Genomic DNA, 24413 nt, shown 5'->3' with positions numbered 1-24413 from the left:
GCGGCCATTGCCGTCCGGGTGGAGCAGCGACTAGTTTGGGGTGGTTGGCGGACTGGCGGCTTTCGGGCAAGATTATAAGCGGACATCAGCGCGCATTGTGAGGACTAACGGCCGAATGTTTCGCGTCAGGAGCGCCACTCGGGACGACGCGGTTAGCCTGATCGCAGTATGGCGGGAAACGTGGCCAGCGACTTATACTGCCACGCTCGGCGCACGTGCCGTCGAAGTCATGCTTGACGATCTGGATCGGCACGGAACCGCAAGCCTTCTTCCGGAGATAGGCGCAAAAGGTTTGTGCCTTCTGGACGGGAACGAAGTTGTGGGGACCGCTATCCATTCTGTCGGTCGATCCGTGGTCTACCTTTGGGGCATGTACGTGATGCCGCGATATCAGCGTTCCGGTGCTGGCACTTTACTCTACCGAAGCGTTCAGGAAGCCGCACGAGGACAACCCGTCGAAGTTCGAGTTGTGCGGTCCAGCAACCAAGCTGTGAACTTCTATCGGAAATTGGAGTTTCAAACGGTTGGGGAAGAGGCAACCGAGATCATGCCGCACGTCCAAGCCGTTTGCCTTACTATGAGGCACCCCGCGTGAATCATTGTTCGGAAATGGCTCCGTCGGCCTCTGAAAGGGGTGGATAGCGGTCGGTCCGCTTTTGGGCAGCCACGCAGACATTCCACGATGGGAACTGCGGCACGCGGAGGGCGATCTCTTTACTACCGCCACCGTATTCTCTAGGCCCCCGCCGGGGATGCGCCACAAGTCGATCTGCGTCCGCCCATCACCTCTTCTACCATGCGTCGTCGCTCAACAATGAATGGTTATCCCGCGACAATCGTTAGGTGTTTTCGATGACGAGACAGCGCGTTCTGACTTCGGCGAAGGTCATAGTTCTGGCAATCTGCGCATTTCAGATAATGTTAGTCTGGATACCGTTCTTCAGCACGAGGGTTGGGTACACTCTGCTTCCCATTTCAAGAGAAAGTACGCCTCTCATATCTCTGGTTGCCAGCTTGTGCTGGCTAGTCGCGGTTATCGTTGCGAATGGCCACGGCAGCAGAAATGCGGGTAGGCTCTGGCTGACGTTTCCCCTAGGCGTGCCTTATCTCGCAACTTTCATAATCATGATTGCGATGTGGCCAAAGTTCTGACGTTGGCCCGGGACCGTCTCGTATGCGGCACCGTTACGTCTGCTTTGATGAAGTTGGACCAATGACGCGAACGTCTGAAATGGGATCGGAAGCGGCCGGACAGGAGCGCGTCCCATTCTGGCCATCTCGCCGGCTTTTCCGACTTCCCAAAAGCGGCCGCTTGACTGTAGCCACCTAGATGGAGGTGACGGTAATTTAAGCCGGCAGATGCGGCACGGCTTTGAAGCCGTCGCCGATGTGAGCATCCTCGGTTGGGACCTTAAGATTGGCGTGTCGGCCGCCATGTACACCTCTCGCGCTTCCATATAACACGGCATGGTCGGCGTGGCGTGCGCCCATGCAATGTTAGTCACGCCGCCCCACGTTCAGCGAGCTCACCTGGAGATGAGAATGCGTCTTTTGCCTATTGTTGCGGCGCTGTTGCTGGGTTTTGTCGGATCAGCGATGGCACAAAGCTTTGACACGCCGGAGGCCATGCTCACAGCGCTCCACGCACCGTATCTCAGCGACGAAATTCCGGAGAACAGCGAGATATTCCGCTCCCAAGCGCTGAACGCACTCTACGAAGCCATCGATTTTGATCCTGTCATCAATGGTCAGGATTGGATAATTGCCGATTTCGCCATCGGCAAGATCCAAGTTGACGGGGACACCGCGATAGCGCGGGTAACTTTCAAGAATTTCGACACAGCCAATACGTTGGATTTCACGTTGGTCAACGAGGACGGCTGGAAATACGACAACATCGTTGCGAGCGGTGGCGACAATGAATACTCGCTAGTGGATGTCTTTAAGGACTACGAGTAACTGCACCGTAGCCTACTGGAGACTTCTCGCTTTCCTGGCCGATGCTTGCTTAATAAGCGCAAGACGAACCGTCCCGCTTGAGCAAAATCTTTACGGACTTTTCAAGGACCCGTTGATTTTGCAAGGACTTGAGAATAACGCCGAGTATCAACACTTGCGGGCGAGGCGTATTGGGCCGCCTCGGGCCCGCATTTTATTTGCCCTCGGGGAGGCAGACCATGAGCGACACATTTACCACGACAACCCACCAATCCTGGTTCAGCCGCATCGGCAATTCCTTTGCGGGGGTGCTGATCGGACTGGCGCTCATCGTCGGCATGATCGCTTTGCTGTTCTGGAACGAGGGCCGCGCCGTCCAGACCGAGAAGACGCTGGCCGAAGGCGCAGGCGCCGTGGTGCTGGTGGAAAATGCGCCGGTTGACCCCGCCAATGAAGGCAAGCTGATCCATGTCACAGGCCCGGTCGTTACCGGTCAGGTGCTGACCGACGACGCCTTTGGCATTCAGGCCGAGGGCATTCGCCTCGTGCGCAATGTCGAAATGTTCCAGTGGGTCGAGGAGGAAAGCTCCAAGAAGCAGACGACGCTGGGCGGCGGGGAAGAAACCGTCACCACCTACGCCTACACGAAAGAGTGGAAGGAAGGGCGCGTCGATTCCTCCGAATTCAAGCAGCCCGACAACCACCAGAACCCGCAGGCCGCGCTCGATAGCCAGATTTTCCAGATCGATGATGGCAAGCTCGGCGATTTTGCGCTGACCGAAAGCGTGCTCGACGACGTTGGCGGCGCCAAGGATTATCCGATCAAGAGCGCCGATCTCGGTGCCGTGACGGCCGCCAACCCGCTGGGTGCGCCCGTATCGCTGATCGATGGCGTCATCGTGGCCGGCGAACAGCCGGCCGCGCCGAGCGTCGGTGATCTCAAGATCGCCTATCAGCTGATCCCGCTTGGCGATATCAGCGTCATCGCCCAGCAGTCGGGCGATAGCTTTGCGCCCTACCAGACCAAGGCGGGCGATACGCTCCAACTCGTCGATAGCGGCGTCGTCGCTGCACCGGCCATGTTCAAGGCGGCCGGGGATGAAAACAACGTCATCACCTGGATCATCCGTGGCATCGGCCTGTTGCTGCTTATCACCGGCTTTGCTCTCGTCACCGGCCCGCTCAGCGTCATCGCCAGCGTCATTCCGTTCCTCGGCTCGATCGTCGGCTTTGGCACCGGCATCATCGCCTGGATCATGGGCCTCGCCGTCGGCACGCTGACCATCGCGACTGCCTGGCTGTTCTATCGCCCCCTGCTGTCGTTGATCATCGTGGCCGTTGGAATCGCTCTGGTGTTCGGCATCATCCAGCTCGGCAAGGCTCGCACCAAGGGCAAGGCAGCCCCGGCTGCCGCCGCTTAGGAAAGACATCGACATGGTCCGAACCGCGCTCCACCTCGCTATCTTTTCGATATTGGTTCTTGGCGGTTCGGCCCTTGCGGAAGACGCCCCTGCCGCCGGGGTGCTCCGCACCTTTGGCGATTGGGCCGTCACTTGGACCGAGCAAGGATGGCTGAGATACCGCTTGCCTAGTGCGGGCTAGTTTCGGCGATATAATTTGCACCGGTCGGCGTCACGACGCGGGGGCTCGCCGAAAAGGCGTTTGTATTCCCTGCTGAATTGCGAGGTGCTCTTATAGCCTCAGCGTTGCGGCGTGCACCAGCCAGTAGCTCTAGAGTGCTTCGTCCATATCCATACCGTAAGCTATTGCGGCATAATAAAGGGGCCGAACACCATGCGACTACTAATGATCGTTGTAGCATTGCTGGCCACCACCTGCGCTACGTCGGCGCGGAATATCACCCGATGCTTGATCGAGGTGGACGGTACGACTTGGGCAGATGGCCCGTGCGAATTTAATCCCCTCGATGAGGGCTACGCCAGCTTCCAAGTCGTCGAAAAGGCCGAGCCTCAGACGTTCGCTTATATCTATGTGAACCAGTACGACGAGCCGACGCATGGTGTTTGGAATGGGGGTGAAGGCGCCACCCATGCCCATGATCGCCTCGGCGAGCTCCGCAAGGATGGCGCTTGCTGGGTGAACGAACGGGCAAAGGTGTGCGCTTGGCAGTGACCCGGTATTGCGGGAATTTCCGATATTGAGAGACGATGTGGTGAAGGGTAATCCACCCTCGGTATGGAGCCTTCGTGACGTCTGCTTCGCAGTGGCTCGTTTTCGATTATTCTGCTGCAGCGGCGTTTGCGGTCTTAAGTGTGAACCAACCAGTCATCGCTTGAATGATGCCCCAGAGTTTGCCTGGGATTTGGAGGTCCGAGACATCGGCGGGATCAAGTGCCATGGCAATGCTCGTATCGCTACCGGCTTTGGCAAGCTCGACCCAGTTGGGGTTGATGACAAGGCCGCGACCCACTGCAACAGCGGCAAGGCCGAGAGCCAGCGCCGTATCGGCCTGTGCAGGGATCAGTATCTGGCCTGCGGCAAAGACAGGAAGGCGCCCTGCCACGTGATTGAGGACGACCTGTATGATGGTCTCGGATCCCGAGCCGCCGATCGGCTTATTCTGGAGGACGCTACCGAGCGAGACATGCACGTAATCCACTTCGGCAGCAATCAGCCGGTCGATCAGAATGAGGCTGTCATCAATGCGCAGACCGTCCTCTTCAGGTTCTTCAACCGAAATACGATAGCCGAGTGCAAAAGGACGTGTGGCATGGGCCTCGGCGACGCGTTTGACTTCGGCCACGACTGCAAGCGCAAAGCGCATGCGGTTTTCAAGTGAGCCGCCCCACTGATCCTGGCGCTTGTTGTAGTGAGGGGAGAAGAAATTCTGGATCAGGAAGCCGTGGGCGCCATGCAGTTCGATGCCGTCGAACCCGGCCTCGATAGCCCGCCGCACGGCGTCGCCAAAGGCCTTGATCACGTCGATGACCTCGTTTTCACTCAATTCGCGAGGCTTGGTTTCGGCCGCAAAAACGTTTCCAACGATGCCCACGGTACTGGCACTCACCACCTCTTTGCTCGGCGTGAGCTCTGCAACTGCCTTGTTGCCAGCATGAAAAATCTGCAGCAGCGCAGGTGCACCGCCGCTCTTGGCGGCATCGGCAAGGCGACGAAGGCTTGGAATAAAACCGTCATCGAACGAAGCGAATTCGTCGGTGAAGCCAATGCCGTTTGCCTGCACTTGGGTACAGCCCGTAATGATCAGACCGGCACCACCTACACGCTTTTCATAGTAGGCCACTTCTTCGTCAGTGACCGTTCCATCGGCATTGCCGGACCAAGTGGTCATTGGCGCCATGACGACGCGGTTGCGCATGACAACGCCGCTGGGGAGGGTGAGAGGCGCAAAGAGCGCCTGGCGAGCTGAATTCATCTGAGACCTACATTCGTCTTGGTGCGCCCATACGGCGGCACGACGATAGATAGCCTGTGGCCCGATATGCGATTAGCCGCTATTGTTGTCTTGGGCTTATGTGCGCGGTGCATCAATGAAGCGCGAAGACCTCTATGATCTGGCGGCCTTCTCTGTGGTCGCTGAAAAGCGCAGTTTCACGCGGGCTGCCGCCGAATTGGGCATGTCTCAGTCCGCGCTCAGCCATGCCATCAAGTCGCTTGAGGAGAGACTCGGCGTTCGTCTGCTGTCGCGGACGACACGGTCGGTATCGGCCACCGACGCCGGCGAGCGCCTGCTGCGCTCGCTTCAGCCCGCCCTGGAAGAGATTGCGTCCAGCGTCGATGCCGTTGGCGCGATGAGCGGCACCCCTTCTGGCACATTGCGCCTCACGGCCACCGTTCATGCCTTGCGGGCCGTGGTCATGCCCAGGCTGCCGGCGTTTTTTGCCAGTCACCCTGATATACGGCTCGACATCATTGTCGACGACAACCTAATCGACATCGTCGCCGAGCGGATCGATGCCGGCATCAGATTTGGTGACATCGTCGAAAAGGACATGATTGCCGTTCGCATTGGCCCGGACGTCCCCATGATCGTGGTGGGCTCTCCATCATACTTCGCACGCTACGCGGCGCCCGAAACGCCACGCGGCCTGTCCGAGCATCGCTGCATTAATTACCGGCTGCTCAAGACTGGCGGCTTCTACGCTTGGGACTTCGAGGAACAAGGCCGTCCGTTCCAGGTCCGGGTAGAGGGGCCCCTGAGCTTTAATAATTCCGACATGATCCGGCAGTCGGCGCTTGAGGGCCACGGCCTAGCCTATGTGTATGTCGATGAAGTCGCCTATGATGTTGCTGCTGGCCGGCTGATCCCCATCCTGCAGGACTGGTGCCCGACATTTCCGGGCTACTACCTCTACCGCTCCAGCCGACGACAAACGCCACCGGCATTGGCGGCATTGATTGATGTTCTTCGGCACCGCAGCCGTTAAGGGCACTCTGGCATAGAGTGTCTACCCGTCTACAGATAGTGCCTGGTGACAAAGTTCCGGAAGGACCGGAAACGCTCGTTCCGGATGATCTCATCGCTGGCCAGCAGAGCCCGGACGTGTTCGGACCCGTCATAGCGGCCGCTCAGATAATTCGCATGCAGGGGATGCGCCGAGTTACCGATTTCAGCCAGGCCTTTGACCACAACCGCCCCATATCCGGGACCCATTCGATCCAATGCTGCTGCCAGGATAGCGGTGATCGTCGTTTGGTCAGGCATGCGAGAGTGGAAGACCCCGGCCACCGCATGGACTGTTAGAACCTGCAGAAAGCCTGCCACGTAAGGGTCGGCGAACACCTGGTTGGCCAGCTGCTTGGCTTCAACTCCACCGAGGCCGGCGAACATGGACCGTATGTATCGCTCGGCTTCATCAACTGCCGCAGCCCGTTTGTTTCCGAAACCGAACATGGCCATCCTCCGCGCTCTCGACACGGTGCCTGATTTCACGCTCGTCTGGAAGCCGCCGGTATCGACGCCCTGACTGGGGGGCTCAACGCTAAGGTCAGTCGAAGCGCCAGCAGGTCGACGAAACAGCCTCGCACTTGATATTTGCATGCGCACGCATATATCATGCAACAAATGATCTCTCAGGAGGCAGCAATGCAGTTCGGAATCTTCTCCGTCAGCGACGTGACCCGCAATCCGCTGACCGGCAGTACACCCAGCGAGGCCACGCGGATCGACGCCATCGTCCAGATCGCCAAGAAGGCCGACGAGGTCGGACTGGATGTCTTCGCCCTTGGCGAACATCACAATCCCCCCTTCTTTTCCTCCTCGCCGACGACTCTGCTTGCGAGCATTGCGGCGCAGACGAGGAACATCCTCCTCAGCACCTCGACGACCCTGATCACAACCAATGATCCTGTCCGCATCGCGGAGGACTATGCCATGCTCCAGCATGTCTCGAAGGGGCGCATGGACCTGATGCTCGGGCGCGGCAATACCGTGCCGGTCTATCCCTGGTTCGGCCAGGACATCCGCAATGGGGTCGCGCTGGCGCTTGAGCACTACAATCTCCTGCACAAGCTGTGGCGGGAGGATGTGGTGGACTGGGACGGCAAGTTCCGCACGCCGCTGCAGGGGTTCACCTCGTCACCACGCCCTCTGGATGACGTGCCCCCCTTTGTCTGGCACGGCTCGATCCGTACGCCTGAAATTGCCGAGCAGGCCGCTTACTACGGCAATGGTTTTTTCGCCAACAATGTCTTGGCAGCGAATTTCCATTTCGTGCCGCTGGTCAATTTCTACCGAGAGCGCTTCGCCCATTACGGGCACGGCACCAAAGAACAGGCCATTGTCGGGCTGGGCGGACAGGCTTTCATCGCCCGCAACTCGCAGGATGCCTTCGATAGCTTCCGGCCCTTCTTCGAGGGCAATCCGCTCTATGGCAACAGCTACGGGCTCGAGGACTTTGCCAAGGGCACCCCCCTGAGCGTCGGCAGCCCGCAGCAAGTGATCGACAAGACGCTGACCTTCCAGGAAGCCTTTGGCGACTATCAGCGCCAGCTCTGGGTCGTCGACGCCATGGGCCTGCCGCTGGACATGGCGCTGGAGCAGGTCGAACTGCTGGGCACCGAAGTGGTGCCGGTGCTGAGGCGTGAGATGGCAGCGCGACGCTCGGCCGGTGCCGCCGAGGCACCGACCCACCAAAGCCTGGTCGCCGCCAAATATGGCAGTGCCGCGCCCCGGCAGCCGACGCCCAATGCCAATCGCGGTGACAACCTGACGGGAGCGCGCCCCTATCAGGACACGGCCGAGGACGTGAGTGCCAAGCTCCCGCTGGTGGGCTAGGCCATGAAGGGACAGAACAAGCTTGCCAACGAGGCCTGGGAGGCACTGTTTCGCGCCCAGGCCACCATCGCCCGGGACTTCGTGGCGCGCGACATCTGGGGAGGGTTGGCCGAGAACGAATACGGCGTTCTCTATGCCCTCTCCGATGCGACGGCGGGCCTGCGCATGTCGGAGCTCGTCGGCGACGTGCTGCTCAGCCAGGCCGGCCTGTCCCGGCTGGTGGCCCGGCTCGAGGCCAAGGGGTTGATCGAGCGTTCGCTCGATCCCGAGGACGGAAGGGCCAGCGTATTGCGCCTGACGGCGGCGGGCCGGGGGCACCAGCGTCGCATCGGCGCCGCCCATGGCCGGCATGTCACCGAGCGCTTGTCCGAACAGCTTGACGAGACCCAGTTGGCAGTCCTGCGCGACCTCTGCCTACGTCTCGTCGGCAAAAAACCTGAAGGTAGTAACAATGCGTAATGTTCCGTCCGACACCCCGGTTCGCCTGGTCGTTATCAATGCCGGCGTCGGCGATCCGTCCACCACCCGCCTCTTGGCCGACCAGGTGGCGCAGAAGTCCATCGAGGCGTTCGAGGCCGCCGGTCTCAAAACAAGTCTCAGCGTCGTCGACCTGGCGCCACTGGCCGGTGACATTGCCCGCGCGATGGTCGCTGGCTTCCCGGGCGAGAAACTTGCCGAAGTGCTGGAAAAGCTGGCCGGAGCCGATGCCGTGATCGCTGCAGCGCCGGTCTATAAGGCTGGGCTCAGTGGGCTGTTCAAATCTTTCGTCGACCTGATGGACAATGATCTGCTGATTGCCCGCCCGATGATCCTTGTGGCCACCGCCGGCTCGGCGCGCCACGCCATGGTGCTGGACGACCATATGCGCGCGCTGTTTGCCTTCATGCGCGCACTGCCTGTTCCCACCGCCATCTTCGCCGCCCCGGAAGACTGGAGCGCCCCCGAGCTCAGCCGCCGGATTGCCCGAGCGGCCAGGGAACTTGCCGCCTTTGTCAGCAGCGGCGTCGGCCGCGACATCGCTGGAGAAGCCTGGGAGCAATATCAGCATCAGTTTGGCAGCAAAGCCGCGCGCACCGACCAAGGCGGTGAAATCGTCGACTTCGACACTGACCTGATGCGGCTCGCTACGGGCGGCGCCGCTAAGTGACCAATGCAGACGAATTTCAGCCGGCCCAAGTCGCCGGGGACAGGAATTGAAAATGACCGGGACAATCAACCCCAACTCAATCGAATTCGGCCTCGACTCGTTCGGCGAGGTCACCACCGACGGCTCCGGACGGCCGATGACCGACGCCGAAGCGGTGCGCCTTATGATCGACGAAGCGGTGCTGGCGGAAAGCGTCGGTATCGACAGCTTCAATATCGGCGAGCATTACCGGCCAGATATGGTAGATTCGGCGAGCCACGTTATCCTTGCCGCCATCGCCGGCAAGACCGAAACGTTGCGGCTCGGCACCGCCGTCACCGTGCTATCAACCCAGGATCCGGTCAGAGTCTACGCCAATTTCGCCACGCTCGACGCGGTGTCCAACGGGCGGGCGCAATTGATCGTCGGCCGCGCCTCTTCGATTGAGAGTTTCGCCTTGTTCGGGCTGGAACTCGATAATTACGAGACGCTGTTCGAGGAAAAGCTCGACCTGTTTACGCGGCTGCTTCGCGAGCAGCCGGTGAGCTGGGAGGGTACGACGCGGTCGGCCCTTTCCAACCAGTTCGTCCGGCCCGCGGTGGCGGCGGGCAACATCCCGACTTGGGTCGGGGTCGGTGGCAGCCCAGAATCCGTGGTACGTGCCGCCCGCTACGACCTGCCACTGATGCTCGCCATCATTGGCGGCGATCCGGGCCGCTTCCGGCCATTCGTTGATCTCTACTATGAGGCGATGGAGAAATACGGCCACGCCCCAAAGCCGGTTGGCATGCACTCAATCGGCCTCGTCGCCGAAACAGACGAGGCGGCACGCGCAGCGCATTGGCCCCATTATCGCGACGTGATGGCGCAGATGGTGAAAGAGCGCGGCTTCCATATGCCGACGTTCGAGTCGTACGAACGCGAAATCACCCAGGGCGCGCTATTCGTTGGTTCGCCGGAGACCGTGGCACAGAAGATCGCCGCCAATGCCAGGACACTGGACCTCAGCCGGTTCGATCTGAAGCACGATATCGGCAAGCTGCCGAGCACTGACCGTGCCCGGACGATCACGCTATTCGGACGGGAAGTGATCCCGAGGGTTCGGGAGTTGCTGCGGGCGGATTGAGCGAACGTTTCATCAGTCAGATGCGGAGATGGCCCAACTCCGTTCATCCGATGAGCATGTAAAGGAGTGGTCTGGACGTGTAATCCGGAGCGCGGATTTCCCAGCACACGATGACGTTCGTCGCCGGTCGAAACCCTTAGAGCAGAAAAAGGCGGGCCGGCAGGACGTCGGCGGCGCCTAGGCAAGCGATGATGTCAGCTGCCTGATCGCCCGTCAGCACCCGTTTGGGAATTGGACAAAGATCGGCCCGACACTGAACAGGACGATCACGACGTAGTCCTCCGCCCACGCCTTGAAGTCGGTCCATGGAATGTTTTGATAGGAATCATTCTGCCTGAGGCTCAGGTGGGTTGTGCTCCAGGAGATGGCAATTTCCTCCTGCATCGCCCGAGATTGCCAGAAGTAACGCAAGGCGGTGCGTTGTGACCGCCGCTTGCCGACCATGGTCACCGAGAGCACCACCACAACCAGGCCCTTCTTCGCCATGGGCGCCAAAATGTCGATATCCCGGGTCACCAGGTGGCTCTTGGTGGTGATGCCGAGCGGGTGGTTGAATTCCTGGAGCACTTCGAGAACCTGGCGGGTTATGCCCAGGCGCTTTTCAACGGGCTGGTAGCAATCCGTGTTCGCGCCCAGTTGCACCCGTTCGGGGGCATAGCCCGGCTTTGACAGCTCGTGCCTCAGAAGTTCGGCTGCATTAGGCTTGAAGAAGAGTTTAGTTTCGAAATCGAGCCCCGGCGATAGCCCAAGATAGGCGTGGGAAGGACGGGCGAAACAGTAGATGCAGCCGTGTTCGCACCCGCGGTACGGATTGATGGAGCGGTCAAAGCCCAAATCAGGGCTCTCGTTGCGCGAGAGGATCGTCTTGGCGGCTTCTGCTGTCAGCAACGCCTCGAGCTTGGTGCGCCGTCGCCTTCGTCTCGGTCCCAGCGATCGTCGAAATCTTCGGTTTGTAGCCTTTCGAAGCGCCCCGAGGCATTCGAACGCGAGGACCTGCCGCGCGCAAGAACGTCTTGACCGATCGATGCGTTTGTTGCCATTTTGTTCTTTTCGGGCAAAAGGCTTCCCCCGTCAACCCTCCCCTCAGCCTCCCGTCGCTGTTCGTCATTGCCTCTATATTTATGTTACCTATCCCCACGACGCATCTGGGCGGTTATCCACACAGCGTACTATGCGATCCGCTGGTGCTGCGATCACCCCATGTCATCACACGGAGTGACCGCTTAGCCGTGATCTAGAGTCCGCGGGAACCTGGATGGGAACGGCAGGGATCTGGAGGTCGTCGTTCCCTGCCGCCCCAATTTGCCAGGTCTGCCGGCTTAAGGCCTCAGCCGACTAGATCGGGTGGGCTTCGGCAACATGGCGTGAGGCGGTGACGACATTGTGGTCAGGATCATGGCATTTTCGATGGCGTGCCCCATAGGCTCATAGGCGGCCCTTGATGCCAACCGTCATTTCGTAACAGCCTGCTTCTGGACCTGAAGCGGTACAAGGTCGCTGGCGGGGCTATTCCCGCATGCTCAGGCGCGGCGCGACGCAATTACACCCCTGATCGCGGAAAATTGGACGTGGAGTTAGCTTTTGACAGCGTGGCGCACAAAACGGACACGATTTTGCTCTGCGAGAAGAAACGCATTGTAGCTGTGCCGCCAGGCTTCCCGCTGAACGTGTCCGTGCTCACGAGAGGTATTCGCCCAGAACTGCGGGCTGGCCGCTGATTTCGGCAAGGAGCTTTCGAGCACATCCTCAATCTCAGCGAATGTCATAACCAACTCGGGGACCTGTTGTTTCAACAAGTGATCTCTCAGCGGGTCATATTTCGCCAATTCCGTCTCCAGCTTCTGCACGAGGGCCATTCTGCCAGAAAATTTGGGGTCTCATCAAGAAGGATGGCAAATACCGTCAAAAGCTGTCCCAATCCCCCTCTAGCGCATTGCCCATGCTGGTCTTGGTCACCGGACCCCCGTTGGCCGCGATCAGATCCATCGGGGTCATGCTGACCTTCAAGCGGTGAACCGTCCACCTTTGAATCTGCGCCCGTGAACCACATCTGAAGCTGGCTCCGCGACGCCAGTTAAACTGGCGATGAGGTCGACCATCCCGTTCACCAGATCGCTCAGTTGCGGCGGGTAGGAAAGCTCGATCACCACTCGTCCTCGATTTCGAAGCCCCTGAATTCGCCACGTTTGGAACATCTTGGCGGACGGCCGGGTTAACCACCGGAGAGGAGACGCACCAATGCCCAAGTTCATAACGATCGGATACGGCGACCGCGAGGGTTACGACCAGACACCGGTAGCGGTCCGGGATGCGGCACATGCCCATGACTTAAAGCTGTTGCAGCGCGGCGCCCTAATAGGCGTTGCCGGAAATCCGGTTCAGGTTCGAAATCACGACGCCGCCGGGGTCAACACAACGGAGGGTGCCTTTATGGTATCCTCTCTCCCCGTTGCTGGCTTTGCCATAATCGAGGCCGCCGATCTTCAGGAAGCCATAGGTATAGTCTCCAAGGTGCCTTGCGCCGTCGCCCACGGAGTTGTTGAGGTCTGGCCTCTGGAACAGCTGAGCTAGCGAATTAGCCGCTGATCGGCGAGGGGTTGGGTTGTGTTGGAGCGCTCTACCGCTTTGGCGTCCTTAGAGTCTAGTTGGCCAAATCACAGCCGTCGCCGCAATACCGCGGAGGCCACGCTCCCGACAGCATGCAAGGGTCGCCCATCCCACAAGAACCACATCTGCGTCGGCGCGTTCACCTGGGAATGGCGGCGATGATAGCGCGATGACGACGAAGAGCACCGACAACGCAAAATCCCGGGATGAAGGTCCGCCAGGCGCGACGGCGGCCTTCCCTTATGACCGGATGACGGTCGAACACTTTCGCAAAGCGTTCCCCCGCGCGCGTTGGAGTGACGACCTCAAGGCCTGGTTCGTCCCAGGCAAAACCGCGGCTCGGCGCTTCGATCGATGGTGGGAGCGAGAATTTGCTGGATCGAACGCTTACGCCGATATGAGGGGACGCGACGCTTATGCTTTCGATCCGATCATTTCGAAATATCTCCTGGTCCATGACGAGCGGTTGGAGGTGCAGACGCCCTATTCGCGTACCGTTGTCGATAAAATGCGTGAGGTGCCTTTTGCTTCCTGGGACGGCGACCGTCGGGTTTGGACCGTCCCCTATCGATCTTACGAGGATCTACGCCGACACTGGAGCCAGATCGAAACCGCTGCTATTCGCAATGAACCAGAGGAGCGCAGGAAGCGTCAGGTGCAGAGGCGTGGCACCCCGCAGGAGCTGGCATCGCGTGCCCGGTCCGCAGAACGTCACCGCCGGCGCTATCCACTCCTGCCGGATGATCTTCCGCCGCTCGGCCGCCCTGTGATGACGCGGGGATACGGCGTGGTCGTCTTTACCGGCTGCGACGGCGAGGCTGCTGACCCGGAAATCCTGCGCACCCATTACGCCGACATGCCGGCTGACCCCGATTATGTCTGGGGCCAATGGCGTCCAGCCACGCTTGATGAACTCATCAAGACCTGGCCATCTCGTGCCGGCTCCAAGGCGGAGGTTCAAGCCGCAGTCTGGTGGCAGCCAACAATCGGTGAACTCAGGGCCGCCAGAAAGGCGGGTCGCGCGATGGAACGGAGGCGGATGCCCAAGGTCTAGCGTGTCCACCACCACATCGGACAGGAAACGGCCGCATCAAGGAAACACCGCCTCGCCAACCCGGCTTAAGGCCGAAGCCGACGCGTGACCGCCGTTGGCTCCTAAGAGCTGATCCGGTTCTTGGCGACGGCAAGGCGGATGACCAGTCTGTTGATTGCCACTGAGAAGTGACCCGCTAGGCGGGGATATTTCCATCGAGACTTCTCGGCGGAAATCAACAGCGTCTCGTCCTGCTCTCCACTTATCGCGAGTGCGAAAAGCTAGACTACCGCCCTCGATACCTGCTCGACATGATGGAGGAACTCGGTGCGATCGCTACCGTACGGGCATTGATCAACAGACCCATCTCCGATGGGTTCGTTCGCCTTCTCGAACTCCACCGTCTCGATCTGTCCGTCGAGGCGCTGGCCCTCGAGGATCGCTGGGCGGGACTGTTCACGCCGGCGGAACTGACCTCCTGCAGACGCCGTGTCGGCAAGGCCCGCTAGGTCCTGAGCAGCCAGGCATGGCTATTGTCCCCGCCTCTTCTCCATCGCCCCGAGGATGGCAACGGCGATCCCGATCGGCAGCAGCACCCATCCCGTCCACCACACCGGCTCTATGATGTCGATCTGCCGCTGCAGTACTTGATCGAAGAAGATCTCGATCAGCGACGGCAGGATCCCAGTAAGCGCTCCAATGGCAGCGACGATGATGAAATTCCCGATGCGGAGCAGTGTCGTGCTCCAGGTCCAGCGCAGCAGATCGATGACGCGATCCACCCACTCCTTCTTGTGCTGCAGGGCCGGCGTTTTGGTCAGATCGATGCCGACCACATCGACGTCGTCGAGCATGGGCACGTCGGTCTCACGCGCCTGCCACTGCCCCCGGGCGACCGCGACGGCATCCTCCAGCGTCGGCGATTTCGTCCACGGCCAGCGCCAGAGCTTCGAGCGAGCCATGTGCATCGGCGCTCCCAGGTGCTGTTCGCGAGATCGCGCCACACATCGGAGACCAAATTGTCATCGAGTACCGCTCATGTCATCGTTCTAATGATCCGAGCGCTACTTTGGTTTGCGACGACGTCCCGCTAACGGCAGGTACAGGCGCCCCTGTGAACCAGGCCACCAGCTCGGCCCCATTGTTCACCCCCACTGCACGCATTAGCCGCTGCCGATGAGCTTCGATCGTCCGCTTGGACAGCCGGAGTTCCGCCGCAATTGCTGCGCTGGTTTTACCTTGGCTGATTTGCGTTAGTACTTGGCGCTGTCGGTCAGTCAGGGACAGTGCGGAATCTATGACTGGGCGGCTCATGCGCTGATAACAATAGAGCGCTTCGGCAAAGGGGTCGACATCGCTCAACGTGCGGCCGTTGACCCGGCACCAGAACAGAACACCACCGGCCCCAATCATGACGCGCTCGTCGTGATAGGCTCGCCCCGCAGCAAGATTGGGGCGCCACATATCCCCTGTCAGTACAAAATCGGCCAGTTTTGGATAAAGGCGGGAGAAGCTCTGGTCGATCAGATCGAAGCGTTCGAGGCCGAACAGGGCGGCGAACTCTGCATTACAGTCGCGAATAACCCGGTAGGTCGCGTGCGCCATTGGCACCGGCATCTGGTCCAGATTGAAACTCAATCGACTGTGCGGCGGCGGTAGGTTCGTGCCAGGTGGGGCCATGCGGTATAAATACGACTAACGAGCGGTGCACTGCAAGGCCTAGCCTTGATCCGAGCGGAGGTGCGCAGAGACGCGGACGCCCCGAATAAGGAGGAGTTCCATGTCAAAAGTGTATAGCGGGGCGTCGCTGGCCCTAGCCGAGCTGATGCGTGACGACATGACCATCATGGCCGGCGGCTTCGGGCTTTGCGGCATTCCGTCGGCGCTGATCGGGGCGATCAAGTTGACCGGGGTGACCGGGTTGACGGTGATTTCCAACAATTGTGGCGTCGATGGCATCGGGCTGGGCGTGCTGCTGGAGGCCGGACAAATCCGCAAGATGATCTCATCCTACGTGGGCGAGAACAAGCTGTTCGCCGAGCAATATCTGTCGGGCAAGCTGGAAGTCGAATTCTCGCCGCAGGGCACGCTGGCCGAGCGCATCCGCGCGGGCGGAGCGGGCATTCCTGCGTTTTTCACCAAGACCGGCGTCGGCACCATCGTCGCCGAGGGCAAGGAAGTGCGCGAATTCGATGGCGAAAGCTATGTGATGGAGCGCGGGCTGACCGCCGATGTGGCGTTGGTGCATGCCTGGAAGGGCGATGCCGAGGGCAATCTGATCTATCGCAAGACGGCGCGCAATTTTAACCCGGTGGTGGCGACGGCGGGCAAGGTCACGGTCGCTGAAGTGGAGCATATGGCCGAGATCGGCGAGCTGGAATCCGACCAGATCCACACGCCGGGCATTTTCGTGTCGCGCATCGTGCATGTGCCCAATCCGGTCAAACATATCGAGCAAGTGCGCACGCGCAAGCGTGAGCTGGCGGGAGCGAACTGAGATGGCCTGGACACGCGAACAGATGGCGCAGCGCGCCGCGCGGGAGCTTCGGGACGGCTTCTATGTCAATCTGGGCATCGGCATTCCCACAATGGTGGCCAATTACATTCCTGGGGGGATGTCAGTGTGCCTGCAGAGCGAGAACGGCATGCTGGGCGTCGGGCCCTTTCCCTATGAGGGTGAGGAAGACGCCGATTTGATCAATGCCGGCAAGCAGACCATCACGGCGCTGCCGATGACCAGTTTCTTTTCCAGCGCCGATGGCTTTGGCATGATCCGGGGCGGACATATCGATCTGACCATTTTGGGGTCGATGCAGGTGGCGCGCAATGGCGATCTGGCGAACTGGACCATTCCCGGCAAGATGATCAAGGGCATGGGCGGCGCCATGGATCTGGTGGCAGGCGTCAAGCGCGTCGTAGTGGTGATGGAACATGAGGCCAAGGGCGAGCCAAAATTGCTGGAGCAATGCACATTGCCGCTCACCGGGCAGCGGGTCGCCGACATGGTGATCACCGATCTGGGCGTGTTCACGGTGGCGCGCAAGGGCGAGGCGAAGCTGACGCTGATAGCATTGGCGGATGGCGTGACGCTGGACGAAATCACCGCCAAGACGGCGGCCAAATTCGAGAATGGGCTGGACCGGGCAGCAGCCTGATCGCCAAAGCTTTAGGAGCTTGTCATGACCGACATCGTTATCGTCGGGGCTGCCCGCACGCCTGTGGGCACCTTTTTGGGTGGGCTGTCCACCGTGCCGGCGCATGAGCTGGGAGCGCTGGCGATCACAGCGGCGCTGGAGCGTGCCGGGGTTGAAAGGGATGCCGTGGATGAGGTTATCCTCGGGCAGATTCTGACCGCGGGCCAGGGGCAGAACCCAGCGCGGCAGGCGGCAATAAAGGCCGGGCTGCGGCAGGAGACCACCGCTTGGGGGGTGAACCAGCTTTGCGGATCGGGATTGCGGGCGGTGGCGCTGGGGATGCAGCAGATCGCTAATGGCGATGCCAGTGTGATCGTGGCGGGCGGGCAGGAATCGATGTCGCTGGCCCAGCATACCCAATATCTGCGGGTGCCAGCCAAGATGGGCAATATCGAGCTGATGGATACCCTGATGCGCGATGGGCTGCTCGACGCTTTCCACGGCTATCATATGGGGATCACGGCGGAGAACGTGGCCAAACAGTTCCGGATCGGTCGGGCGGCGCAGGATGCGCTGGCGGCCGGATCGCAGCGCAAGGCTGCGGCGGCACGCGGCGAAGGCCGGTTCGCCAATGAGATTTTCCCGGTGACGGTCAAGGGGCGCAAGGGAGATGTGGTGGTGGAGGCAGATGAGCACATCCGGCCCGACACCAATGCCGAGGTGCTGGCGAAGCTGCGGCCGGCGTTCGACGAAGACGGCACAGTGACGGCGGGCAATGCCTCGGGCATCAATGATGGGGCGGCGGCGTTGGTGCTGATGCATGCCGATGAGGCGGCGCGGCGCGGGCTGACGCCGCTGGCACATATTGCGTCCTGGGCCACAGCCGGGGTCGATCCGGCCCTGATGGGTACGGGGCCGATTCCATCATCGACCAAGGCGTTGGCGAAGGCTGGATGGGCGGCGGATGAGCTGGATTTGATCGAGGCCAATGAGGCATTCGCGGCGCAGGCTTGCGCGGTGAACCAGGCGATGGGCTGGGATCCGGAAAAGGTCAATGTCAATGGCGGCTCGATCGCGATCGGGCATCCGATTGGGGCTTCTGGGGCGCGGATTTTGGTGACGCTGCTGTATGAACTGGCGCGGCGGGATGTGCGCAAGGGGCTGGCGACGCTGTGTATTGGCGGCGGGATGGGGATTGCGATTTGCGTGGAGCGGGTGGCTTAAGCTCCGGCTCCGGCTCCGGCTCCGGCTCCGGCTCCGGCTCCGGCTCCGGCTCCGGCTCCGGCTCCGGCTCCGGCTCCGGCTCCGGCTCCGGCTCCGGCTCCGACGTCGGCCGGCCGGCCGGAATTGCTGGACCTGACATCTGGCGACACCTACGTCGGTCGGATGATCTTGAAAATCACGCTGCCGCATGATGTTTTCTGGGGTGGGCCTGATCCGTATCGCTGGCCGTGCCCGCAAGATCATGACCTTCGATGTCTTGCCCCAAAGCAGCTTGGCGATGCTCATTGGTATTTGCTTGCGGTCACCTTCGCCGACGCTGCGAGACGCAGCGCAAACCCGTGGCCGGCGACCGACCGAACATGTAGGTCCTCACGCCCGCTAGGGCGCGCGAAATTCCTGTTCCAACGCTGCAGGAATGCGTGGATCGGATTTGTTTGCAACAAACGACGCGAGCGCGTCCATATAGGATTGATGTGAAGGGCTCGGGCCGGCGAATGTGTGCCGTGTCAGCTGCCAAACGACGGCGCGTTGAGATACGCAAGAGGCAGCCCCGCTCTTGGCCAGTCGACCGCAATGAGATGCCCCTGGTCGGACAGGGTTATATACGCCGTCTTCAAGTCCTTCCCGCCAAAAGCAATATTGGTCGTTGAGGCGTCGCCCGTCTCGATCTGCTCCAGGAGTGTGCCGTCGGGAGAGATCACCGAGATTGCGCCTTTGACGAGCGTGGCGACGCAGATGTTGCCGCATGCTTCGACGGCCAGCGAATCGAAGAAAGCGTAACCGCCGAGGCCGTGAAGGCAGCTTCCAGCTTCATTCCGGTATACCGGCTGCCGTGGTTGGATCTTTCCGGCACCGACAACATCGAATGCCCAAAGACGCGCGGTCGTAGTTTCAGCCACATAGAGAAGCTTTTCGTCCGGCGACAGCCCGATACCGTTCGGAAACTGGAGAGGAAATATCACCTCGACGATTTCCGTCATCCCGGGCTTGATATAGTAGACCGAACCGTGGTCGGCGTCGCGGGGGCGTCGTTTACCGAAATCGGTGAACCACAGGCCACCATGGCTGTCGAATACGAGGTCGTTCGGCCCCAGCAGTCGGCGTCCGTTACAACTGTCAAAAACAGTCTCGACCTCGCCGGTCGATAGATCGACCCTTTGGATCGAGCCTCCAATGTAGTCGGCTGGGTTCAGCGGCCCCGGTCCCCAGCCGTCGGCGAACTGCTTCCAGCTAAACCCGCCGTTGTTGCAGACATAAATCTTGCCGTCAGGCCCCAAAGCCGCGCCGTTGGGGCCGCCGGCTATGCGGGCGATCACATCCTTGCGGCCATCGGCGCCTATTCGCGTCAACTGCTGCCGCCGTATCTCAACCAGTATAACCGATCCGTCCGGCATGGCGACCGGCCCCTCCGGAAAAGCCAAGTCCGTCGCCATCACGCGCATGCTGCACATTGGGTTCCCGGTCTTTGTCGAATGTCTTAGTACATACGGACATGGCTCAGCCTCAGAGCCGAACACCCGTACCCTTATCGAACAGATATATGCTGTTGTCTTTCGGTTGCAGGTAGATCGTATCGCCGGGAGCAACGCTCATTCTCTCGCGCACGAGAACGGTGACATCCTGGTTTCCAACCTTCGCGAATATATGCGTTTCGGACCCTGTCGGCTCGACCACCAAGACCACTGCTGGAATGCCAGTGGCCGCGATCGTCAAATGCTCCGGGCGTACTCCGTAGACCACGGCCTGATTGTCCTGCAGCGCAGCGGATGCAACGAGAGGAAGATCGATACCGTCTTCCGTTCGGGCGTTTCCTGCCCCCACATAGTGGCAATTGAGAAGGTTCATCGACGGCGAACCTATGAAACTGGCGACGAACACATTTGCCGGCGCGTCATAGATATCGAGCGGCGATCCGACCTGCTCGATAACTCCATCGCGCATGACAACGATCTTGTCAGCCATCGTCATCGCTTCGATCTGGTCATGGGTGACGTAGATGGTCGTCGTCCCCAGACGCTGGTGCAGATCCTTGATCTCGACGCGCATCTGCACCCTGAGCTTGGCATCAAGATTGGATAGAGGCTCATCGAACAGGAACACCAATGGATCGCGCACGATCGCGCGTCCCATCGCCACGCGCTGCCTCTGACCGCCCGAAAGCTGTTTTGGATAGCGATCCAGCAAATTCGTTAGGCCAAGAATCTCGGCAGCGCGCTTGACCTGTCGGGCAGTCTCCTCACGCGAGGTGCCTTTCAGACGCAGCGAAAAGGTCATGTTGTCCGAGACCGTCATATGCGGATAGAGCGCATAGTTCTGGAAAACCATCGCAATGTTGCGCTCTCGCGGCGTAATGTCATTAACGACACGATCGCCAATCCGCACGATACCCCCGGTAATCGTCTCGAGACCGGCGATCATGCGCAGCAATGTCGATTTGCCACAGCCGGACGGGCCGACCAGCACGACGAACTCGCCATCCTCGATCCGCGCACTCACGCCATGCAAAACCTCGACGTCGCCATAGGCTTTGCGCACGTTGTCGATGGTAACCTGGGCCACTCTATTCTCCCGATAATGCGGTATTCGTTTTGCCCATTTCCTAGGAAATCGGCTTGTGTATGCCCGGCAAACCCCGCGTGGATTTGCCGGGCATATGCGAGGCTACTTGATGATGCCTGCGCGACGCAGATTGCGCTGCCAGTCGTCCGCTACATCCCTAAGGGCGTCCTTCGCCGTCTTCTGCCCGAGCAAGGCTTCCGAGACGCCGGTGCGCAGCGACAGTTCAAGACCGTCCCAGGCCGCGTTCGACGAGATCGGGATACCGGTATTAATCGCTTCCGCCGCGGCGGCGGGCCAACCAAGCTTGGCAACCATGTCGGGATTGAGTAGGGACGAGCTGCGCGGTGGGGCATTGCCGCCTTCCATGGAGCGCAGCATCGCATCTTTGCTGCACGCCATGCGCAGGAATTCCGTCGCCCAGTCGGCGTTCTGGGAATACTTGGAGATCGCCATGAATTGGCCATCGATCAGAGTGCGGTTGTCCTCTTTTGTCGGGCTGCCAGGCATGGTCGACCAGGCCCAGCGGCCGGCCGTCTTCGACAGCTTCGGATCGTTGAACAGGGTGCCATAAGACGAGAAGGTCGCGGACATGGCATACTTGTCGTTCTGCGCGCCAGCGATAAGATCGTCGAACTCCCAGGTCATAGCTTCCGGCGGCACGACCTTTTCCTTTAACAGCAGGTCCGCATAGAACTGCAAGCCTTCGGCAGCCTTGTCGCTGTCGATGAAAATCTCACCGGTGTCAAAATCCACCAACCGCCCACCGGCCGAAAATATCCAGGGCACCGCATTGGTGAATGTCGCTGCACCCTGTTTGCCGGTGAGGCCAAAACCGTAGCGATCTGGCGGCGAGTTCACCGCCAAAGCCGCTTTCGCGAACTCCGCAAAGGTTTGCGGCGCTTGGGCGAACCCTGCCTGCGCCAGCAATTCCTTCTGATAGTGCAATATCTGTGCGGTCAGGCGGTAGGGAATGCCCACCAACTTGCCCTCATACGTACCGGCCTTCTTGCCGCCTTCGAGAAAATCGCCCCAGTCGAAGTCGGGATCGCGCTCAGTGATCTTTGCCGCCACCTCGTTGTGATCTAGCAGATGCGGCGCCATCCAGCCCGACATCTGCACTGACAGCATCGCGATATCGATACCAGTCGAGCCAGCGCTGAGCTCGGCCTTGAGGCGAGCACGCCAAGCGTCTACCGGCAACATGGTGAATTCGATCTTGATGCCGTTTTCCTTCTCGAAGGCCGGCGCCACTTCTTCGATCAGTGTACGCTTCCAGGCAATCGAGTTTTCGCAAACCAGAACCAGTTTTTCCGGCTTGTTTTGTCCCCATGCCTTTGGTGCCGCTAGTGCGACGAGACCAGCTGCGGCGCCGCCTTGCAGCACCTGCCTTCTATTGACATTAAGCCCTCCCAAAAATTTTCCCATGACGCTCACTCCTCTATTAATCATGACTCGGCCTCCCTTACGGCCACCTCTGGTCCTGCGCCGAGCGAGCAGTTCCTGGCCGTGAAAACGTTGTTTCGTTTCCCCCCTGTTTGAGGGCGCACTTATCCCTTGACCGCCCCGGAAGACAGTCCGGCCACAAGGTGGCCCTGGGCGAAGAACGAGAAGATCACCACGGGCAAGGTGACCAGCATGCCCGAAGCCGTTAGCCCCCCCCAATCCATGCCGGAGTCACCGGCATTGAAAGAGGCCATCATCACTGGCAATGTTTGTGTGTCATTGTTGGTCAGGACGGCGGCGAACATGAAGTCGTTCCATGCCAGTTGCAGGCATAGGATACTGGCCGCCACGAAGCCGGGTCGCGCCATCGGTAAGATGATGTGCGTGAACGCGGTAAATCGCGTTGCACCATCGATCCAGGCGCTTTCCTCCAGCTCGACCGGCAGGTCTTCGAAGTATCCGCGCATAATCCAGACGACCAACGGCAGGCTGAACGTGGTGTAGGCCAGCACCACGCTCAGCCGTGTAGTCGCCAGGCCAAGCTTACTGAAAATCACATACATCGGAACGAGCACCGCGATCGGCGGCAGCATCCGCATCACCAACAGCGCGAAGAACAGGAACGATCGGCCCTTGAATGGAAAGCGCGCGAAGGCGTAGGCGGCGGGAGCTCCGACGCAGAGCGACAGCAGCACCGCGCTTGTCGAAACGATCAGGGTATTGATGAAAGCCCTGGGGAAGTCTGACCGCGTCAGCACGTCCACATAGTTTTCAATTGTCGGCCACCACAGGTAGAGCGGCGGCGAGGCGAAGACCTGAAGACGCGTCTTCAGCGACAGTCCGAGCACCCACAGCACGGGAAACAGGAACACCATCACGAGAACCGTCAAGGCCACATAAATCAGCGCAGTTTCAAGTTTGCGCATGCGCGGCGAACCAACAACCACGGCCATTACAGCGTCTCCCGACGACGAACCACGACAATGAAGAACGTGCACAGGATCAACGATATCAACAGCATGATCCACGCCGCGGCCGCACCCATGTTGAAGTCGAACTGCACGAAGGACATCAGATAGGTGTACATCGACAGCACCATGGTGCTGTTCGCTGGTCCGCCGCCGGTCATTGCATAGATATTGTCGAAGGCGCGGAACTCGAAGATCGTCCGCAGCAGCAGCGCGACCAGTAGATACGGCCGCAACATCGGAAGAATGACATACCAGAAGGACTGCAGGCGATTGGCACCATCGATTGAGGCCGCCTCAAGCGGCTCGCTGGGCAATGAGCGCAGGCCCGCCAACAGGATCAGGGTGACATAGGTGGTGTTCTGCCACACGCCGACAACCCAGACGGCTATCAGCGCCGTAGATGGAGTGCCCAGCCAGACGGTCTGCGTGCCGAGCCATTGATTGATAACGCCGTGACTGGGGTCGAGCAGCAGCTTCCAGCACAACGCACCGACGATCGGGGTAATCATCATCGGAATGATGAGCGCGGTGCGAAAAATCCGCATGCCAGGCAGGTCGACATTTAACAGCAAGGCGATCGCCAGCCCGAACAGCATTTGCGCGGCAACGGACGCCGCCGTGTAGCCGAGCGTTATAAAGATCGCGCTCTTGAACACTGCATTGTGCAGGAGGTCATCGTAATTGGCGAGACCAGCGAATCTGCCCGAGAACAGCGCCCCATCAGGCCCGCCAATCGTAAAGCTCAGGTAGAGGGAGAACAGCAGCGGCACCCCAAACACACAGGCCATGAGGACAAAGGTCGGCAGAACGGCCGATGGCACGAAAAACCGATCGCCGTAGCGACTGAGAGCCTGACGCAACGCGCGCCATCTTTTTCGCGCTCCGCCGGCAGCCTCCGCCGGCTGAACAGTTGAACCGTCGCTCCCGCCCATACGCACACCCATCTAATCGCAGCTCTTTGTCTGCTCATGCTATACCCTGCCATACTATGACATT

General features: G+C 60.1%; 25 protein-coding genes and 1 pseudogene. 15 read left to right on the top strand and 11 right to left on the bottom strand.

Annotated features, from left to right (window positions below; translation table 11 throughout):
- The first annotated feature begins 40 nt into the window (after positions 1 to 40).
- From JWR51_RS24025 to JWR51_RS02455, 4 genes are all read left to right on the top strand, one after another.
- Positions 41 to 595, top strand: a complete 555-nt coding sequence (locus tag JWR51_RS24025; protein WP_366525538.1) for a GNAT family N-acetyltransferase — start codon at positions 41 to 43, stop codon at positions 593 to 595.
- A 947-nt stretch (positions 596 to 1542) separates the two neighbouring features.
- The gene (locus tag JWR51_RS02465; protein WP_299743224.1) at positions 1543 to 1959 is read left to right on the top strand and encodes a hypothetical protein; all 417 of its coding nucleotides are present in this window, start codon (positions 1543 to 1545) and stop codon (positions 1957 to 1959) included.
- A gap of 218 nt (positions 1960 to 2177) precedes the next feature.
- The gene (locus JWR51_RS02460; RefSeq protein WP_299743222.1) at positions 2178 to 3359 is read left to right on the top strand and encodes a TMEM43 family protein; all 1182 of its coding nucleotides are present in this window, start codon (positions 2178 to 2180) and stop codon (positions 3357 to 3359) included.
- 385 nt (positions 3360 to 3744) lie between these two features.
- A complete protein-coding gene (locus JWR51_RS02455) occupies positions 3745 to 4071 on the top strand; it encodes a hypothetical protein (protein ID WP_299743219.1) in 327 nt (108 codons plus the stop codon).
- A 106-nt stretch (positions 4072 to 4177) separates the two neighbouring features.
- Here JWR51_RS02455 and JWR51_RS02450 read toward each other — a convergent pair whose 3' ends face one another.
- On the bottom strand, positions 4178 to 5332 hold the full coding sequence (locus JWR51_RS02450; protein WP_299743216.1) for an NADH-dependent flavin oxidoreductase: 1155 nt from the start codon (positions 5330 to 5332) through the stop codon (positions 4178 to 4180).
- 115 nt (positions 5333 to 5447) lie between these two features.
- Here JWR51_RS02450 and JWR51_RS02445 point away from each other — a divergent pair, with 115 nt between their 5' ends.
- On the top strand, positions 5448 to 6344 hold the full coding sequence (locus JWR51_RS02445) for a LysR family transcriptional regulator (RefSeq protein ID WP_299743213.1): 897 nt from the start codon (positions 5448 to 5450) through the stop codon (positions 6342 to 6344).
- A gap of 29 nt (positions 6345 to 6373) precedes the next feature.
- On the opposite strand, the gene JWR51_RS02440 is transcribed toward JWR51_RS02445, so the two are convergent.
- Positions 6374 to 6811 (bottom strand): hypothetical protein, encoded by a 438-nt coding sequence (locus tag JWR51_RS02440; RefSeq protein ID WP_299743210.1) that lies wholly within the window; start codon positions 6809 to 6811, stop codon positions 6374 to 6376.
- 192 nt (positions 6812 to 7003) lie between these two features.
- Here JWR51_RS02440 and JWR51_RS02435 point away from each other — a divergent pair, with 192 nt between their 5' ends.
- Genes JWR51_RS02435 through JWR51_RS02420 form a run of 4 tightly spaced genes read left to right on the top strand, consistent with a single transcriptional unit; the run spans position 7004 to position 10446 of the window.
- Positions 7004 to 8194 carry a CE1758 family FMN-dependent luciferase-like monooxygenase gene (locus JWR51_RS02435; protein WP_299743208.1) on the top strand — a complete coding sequence of 397 codons (1191 nt, stop codon included), beginning with the start codon at positions 7004 to 7006 and terminating at the stop codon, positions 8192 to 8194.
- Positions 8195 to 8197: 3 nt separating this feature from the next.
- Entirely contained in the window at positions 8198 to 8653 is a 456-nt protein-coding gene (locus JWR51_RS02430; RefSeq protein ID WP_299743206.1) for a MarR family transcriptional regulator, read from the top strand.
- A complete protein-coding gene (locus tag JWR51_RS02425) occupies positions 8646 to 9341 on the top strand; it encodes a CE1759 family FMN reductase (RefSeq protein ID WP_299743203.1) in 696 nt (231 codons plus the stop codon). Before JWR51_RS02430 ends, JWR51_RS02425 begins: the two co-directional genes overlap by 8 nt.
- A gap of 52 nt (positions 9342 to 9393) precedes the next feature.
- A complete protein-coding gene (locus JWR51_RS02420; protein ID WP_299743200.1) occupies positions 9394 to 10446 on the top strand; it encodes an LLM class flavin-dependent oxidoreductase in 1053 nt (350 codons plus the stop codon).
- A gap of 432 nt (positions 10447 to 10878) precedes the next feature.
- On the opposite strand, the pseudogene JWR51_RS02415 reads toward JWR51_RS02420, so the two are convergent.
- Both JWR51_RS02415 and JWR51_RS02410 read right to left on the bottom strand, forming a co-directional pair.
- Positions 10879 to 11486, bottom strand: a pseudogene (locus JWR51_RS02415) (radical SAM protein); the annotation flags it as partial.
- 534 nt (positions 11487 to 12020) lie between these two features.
- On the bottom strand, positions 12021 to 12293 hold the full coding sequence (locus JWR51_RS02410; protein ID WP_299743198.1) for a hypothetical protein: 273 nt from the start codon (positions 12291 to 12293) through the stop codon (positions 12021 to 12023).
- 391 nt (positions 12294 to 12684) lie between these two features.
- On the opposite strand from JWR51_RS02410, the gene JWR51_RS02405 reads away from it, so the two are divergent.
- The 3 genes from JWR51_RS02405 (at position 12685) to JWR51_RS02395 (ending at position 14595) form a co-directional block, all read left to right on the top strand.
- The gene (locus tag JWR51_RS02405) at positions 12685 to 13017 is read left to right on the top strand and encodes a transcription initiation protein (protein WP_299743196.1); all 333 of its coding nucleotides are present in this window, start codon (positions 12685 to 12687) and stop codon (positions 13015 to 13017) included.
- Between the two features lie 205 nt (positions 13018 to 13222).
- Positions 13223 to 14107, top strand: a complete 885-nt coding sequence (locus JWR51_RS02400) for a hypothetical protein (RefSeq protein WP_299743194.1) — start codon at positions 13223 to 13225, stop codon at positions 14105 to 14107.
- Positions 14108 to 14436: 329 nt separating this feature from the next.
- Positions 14437 to 14595 (top strand): hypothetical protein, encoded by a 159-nt coding sequence (locus JWR51_RS02395; RefSeq protein WP_299743191.1) that lies wholly within the window; start codon positions 14437 to 14439, stop codon positions 14593 to 14595.
- Between the two features lie 21 nt (positions 14596 to 14616).
- Here the strand turns inward: JWR51_RS02395 and JWR51_RS02390 are convergent, their stop codons facing one another.
- Together JWR51_RS02390 and JWR51_RS02385 are read right to left on the bottom strand one after the other, a co-directional pair.
- Positions 14617 to 15048, bottom strand: coding sequence for a hypothetical protein (locus tag JWR51_RS02390; RefSeq protein ID WP_299743188.1), 432 nt, complete (start codon positions 15046 to 15048; stop codon positions 14617 to 14619).
- 79 nt (positions 15049 to 15127) lie between these two features.
- Positions 15128 to 15724 (bottom strand): LuxR C-terminal-related transcriptional regulator, encoded by a 597-nt coding sequence (locus JWR51_RS02385; protein WP_299743185.1) that lies wholly within the window; start codon positions 15722 to 15724, stop codon positions 15128 to 15130.
- A 142-nt stretch (positions 15725 to 15866) separates the two neighbouring features.
- Here JWR51_RS02385 and JWR51_RS02380 point away from each other — a divergent pair, with 142 nt between their 5' ends.
- From JWR51_RS02380 to JWR51_RS02370, 3 genes are read left to right on the top strand one after another with little or no spacing between them, the layout of a single operon-like run.
- Positions 15867 to 16583, top strand: a complete 717-nt coding sequence (locus JWR51_RS02380) for a CoA transferase subunit A (RefSeq protein WP_299743160.1) — start codon at positions 15867 to 15869, stop codon at positions 16581 to 16583.
- 1 nt (position 16584) lies between these two features.
- A complete protein-coding gene (locus JWR51_RS02375) occupies positions 16585 to 17241 on the top strand; it encodes a 3-oxoacid CoA-transferase subunit B (protein ID WP_299743157.1) in 657 nt (218 codons plus the stop codon).
- Positions 17242 to 17265: 24 nt separating this feature from the next.
- Positions 17266 to 18444 (top strand): acetyl-CoA C-acetyltransferase, encoded by a 1179-nt coding sequence (locus JWR51_RS02370; protein ID WP_299743155.1) that lies wholly within the window; start codon positions 17266 to 17268, stop codon positions 18442 to 18444.
- Between the two features lie 506 nt (positions 18445 to 18950).
- On the opposite strand, the gene JWR51_RS02365 is transcribed toward JWR51_RS02370, so the two are convergent.
- The 5 genes from JWR51_RS02365 to JWR51_RS02345 all read right to left on the bottom strand — a co-directional run bounded on the left by JWR51_RS02365 (position 18951) and on the right by JWR51_RS02345 (position 24361).
- Entirely contained in the window at positions 18951 to 19895 is a 945-nt protein-coding gene (locus JWR51_RS02365; protein ID WP_299743153.1) for an SMP-30/gluconolactonase/LRE family protein, read from the bottom strand.
- Positions 19896 to 19947: 52 nt separating this feature from the next.
- Positions 19948 to 21003 carry a sn-glycerol-3-phosphate ABC transporter ATP-binding protein UgpC gene (ugpC, locus tag JWR51_RS02360; protein WP_299743150.1) on the bottom strand — a complete coding sequence of 352 codons (1056 nt, stop codon included), beginning with the start codon at positions 21001 to 21003 and terminating at the stop codon, positions 19948 to 19950.
- Between the two features lie 102 nt (positions 21004 to 21105).
- Positions 21106 to 22428, bottom strand: a complete 1323-nt coding sequence (locus JWR51_RS02355; protein ID WP_299743147.1) for an extracellular solute-binding protein — start codon at positions 22426 to 22428, stop codon at positions 21106 to 21108.
- 122 nt (positions 22429 to 22550) lie between these two features.
- Entirely contained in the window at positions 22551 to 23399 is an 849-nt protein-coding gene (locus JWR51_RS02350; protein WP_299743144.1) for a carbohydrate ABC transporter permease, read from the bottom strand.
- Positions 23399 to 24361: a sugar ABC transporter permease gene (locus JWR51_RS02345; protein WP_299743141.1), complete on the bottom strand. Its 963-nt coding sequence runs from the start codon at positions 24359 to 24361 to the stop codon at positions 23399 to 23401. Before JWR51_RS02345 ends, JWR51_RS02350 begins: the two co-directional genes overlap by 1 nt.
- Positions 24362 to 24413 lie beyond the last annotated feature (52 nt).

It is taken from the genome of Devosia sp., from assembly GCF_028290625.1.
Taxonomy (GTDB): domain Bacteria; phylum Pseudomonadota; class Alphaproteobacteria; order Rhizobiales; family Devosiaceae; genus Devosia.
This window is presented reverse-complemented; position numbering and strand designations above follow the sequence as displayed.

Bases quoted from the DNA above. Each gene is read 5' to 3' on its own strand.
- JWR51_RS02460 (WP_299743222.1), top strand. From the start codon at position 2,178: ATGAGCGACACATTTACCACGACAACCCACCAATCCTGGTTCAGCCGC.
- JWR51_RS02390 (WP_299743188.1), bottom strand. From the start codon at position 15,048: ATGGCTCGCTCGAAGCTCTGGCGCTGGCCGTGGACGAAATCGCCGACG.
- JWR51_RS02350 (WP_299743144.1), bottom strand. From the start codon at position 23,399: ATGGCCGTGGTTGTTGGTTCGCCGCGCATGCGCAAACTTGAAACTGCG.
- JWR51_RS02345 (WP_299743141.1), bottom strand. From the start codon at position 24,361: ATGGGTGTGCGTATGGGCGGGAGCGACGGTTCAACTGTTCAGCCGGCG.
- JWR51_RS02355 (WP_299743147.1), bottom strand. From the start codon at position 22,428: ATGGGAAAATTTTTGGGAGGGCTTAATGTCAATAGAAGGCAGGTGCTG.
- JWR51_RS02450 (WP_299743216.1), bottom strand. From the start codon at position 5,332: ATGAATTCAGCTCGCCAGGCGCTCTTTGCGCCTCTCACCCTCCCCAGC.
- JWR51_RS02430 (WP_299743206.1), top strand. From the start codon at position 8,198: ATGAAGGGACAGAACAAGCTTGCCAACGAGGCCTGGGAGGCACTGTTT.
- JWR51_RS02440 (WP_299743210.1), bottom strand. From the start codon at position 6,811: ATGTTCGGTTTCGGAAACAAACGGGCTGCGGCAGTTGATGAAGCCGAG.
- JWR51_RS02400 (WP_299743194.1), top strand. From the start codon at position 13,223: ATGACGACGAAGAGCACCGACAACGCAAAATCCCGGGATGAAGGTCCG.
- JWR51_RS02435 (WP_299743208.1), top strand. From the start codon at position 7,004: ATGCAGTTCGGAATCTTCTCCGTCAGCGACGTGACCCGCAATCCGCTG.
- JWR51_RS02375 (WP_299743157.1), top strand. From the start codon at position 16,585: ATGGCCTGGACACGCGAACAGATGGCGCAGCGCGCCGCGCGGGAGCTT.
- JWR51_RS02370 (WP_299743155.1), top strand. From the start codon at position 17,266: ATGACCGACATCGTTATCGTCGGGGCTGCCCGCACGCCTGTGGGCACC.
- JWR51_RS02365 (WP_299743153.1), bottom strand. From the start codon at position 19,895: ATGTGCAGCATGCGCGTGATGGCGACGGACTTGGCTTTTCCGGAGGGG.
- JWR51_RS02405 (WP_299743196.1), top strand. From the start codon at position 12,685: ATGCCCAAGTTCATAACGATCGGATACGGCGACCGCGAGGGTTACGAC.
- JWR51_RS02455 (WP_299743219.1), top strand. From the start codon at position 3,745: ATGATCGTTGTAGCATTGCTGGCCACCACCTGCGCTACGTCGGCGCGG.
- JWR51_RS02465 (WP_299743224.1), top strand. From the start codon at position 1,543: ATGCGTCTTTTGCCTATTGTTGCGGCGCTGTTGCTGGGTTTTGTCGGA.
- JWR51_RS02445 (WP_299743213.1), top strand. From the start codon at position 5,448: ATGAAGCGCGAAGACCTCTATGATCTGGCGGCCTTCTCTGTGGTCGCT.
- JWR51_RS02380 (WP_299743160.1), top strand. From the start codon at position 15,867: ATGTCAAAAGTGTATAGCGGGGCGTCGCTGGCCCTAGCCGAGCTGATG.
- JWR51_RS02420 (WP_299743200.1), top strand. From the start codon at position 9,394: ATGACCGGGACAATCAACCCCAACTCAATCGAATTCGGCCTCGACTCG.
- JWR51_RS02425 (WP_299743203.1), top strand. From the start codon at position 8,646: ATGCGTAATGTTCCGTCCGACACCCCGGTTCGCCTGGTCGTTATCAAT.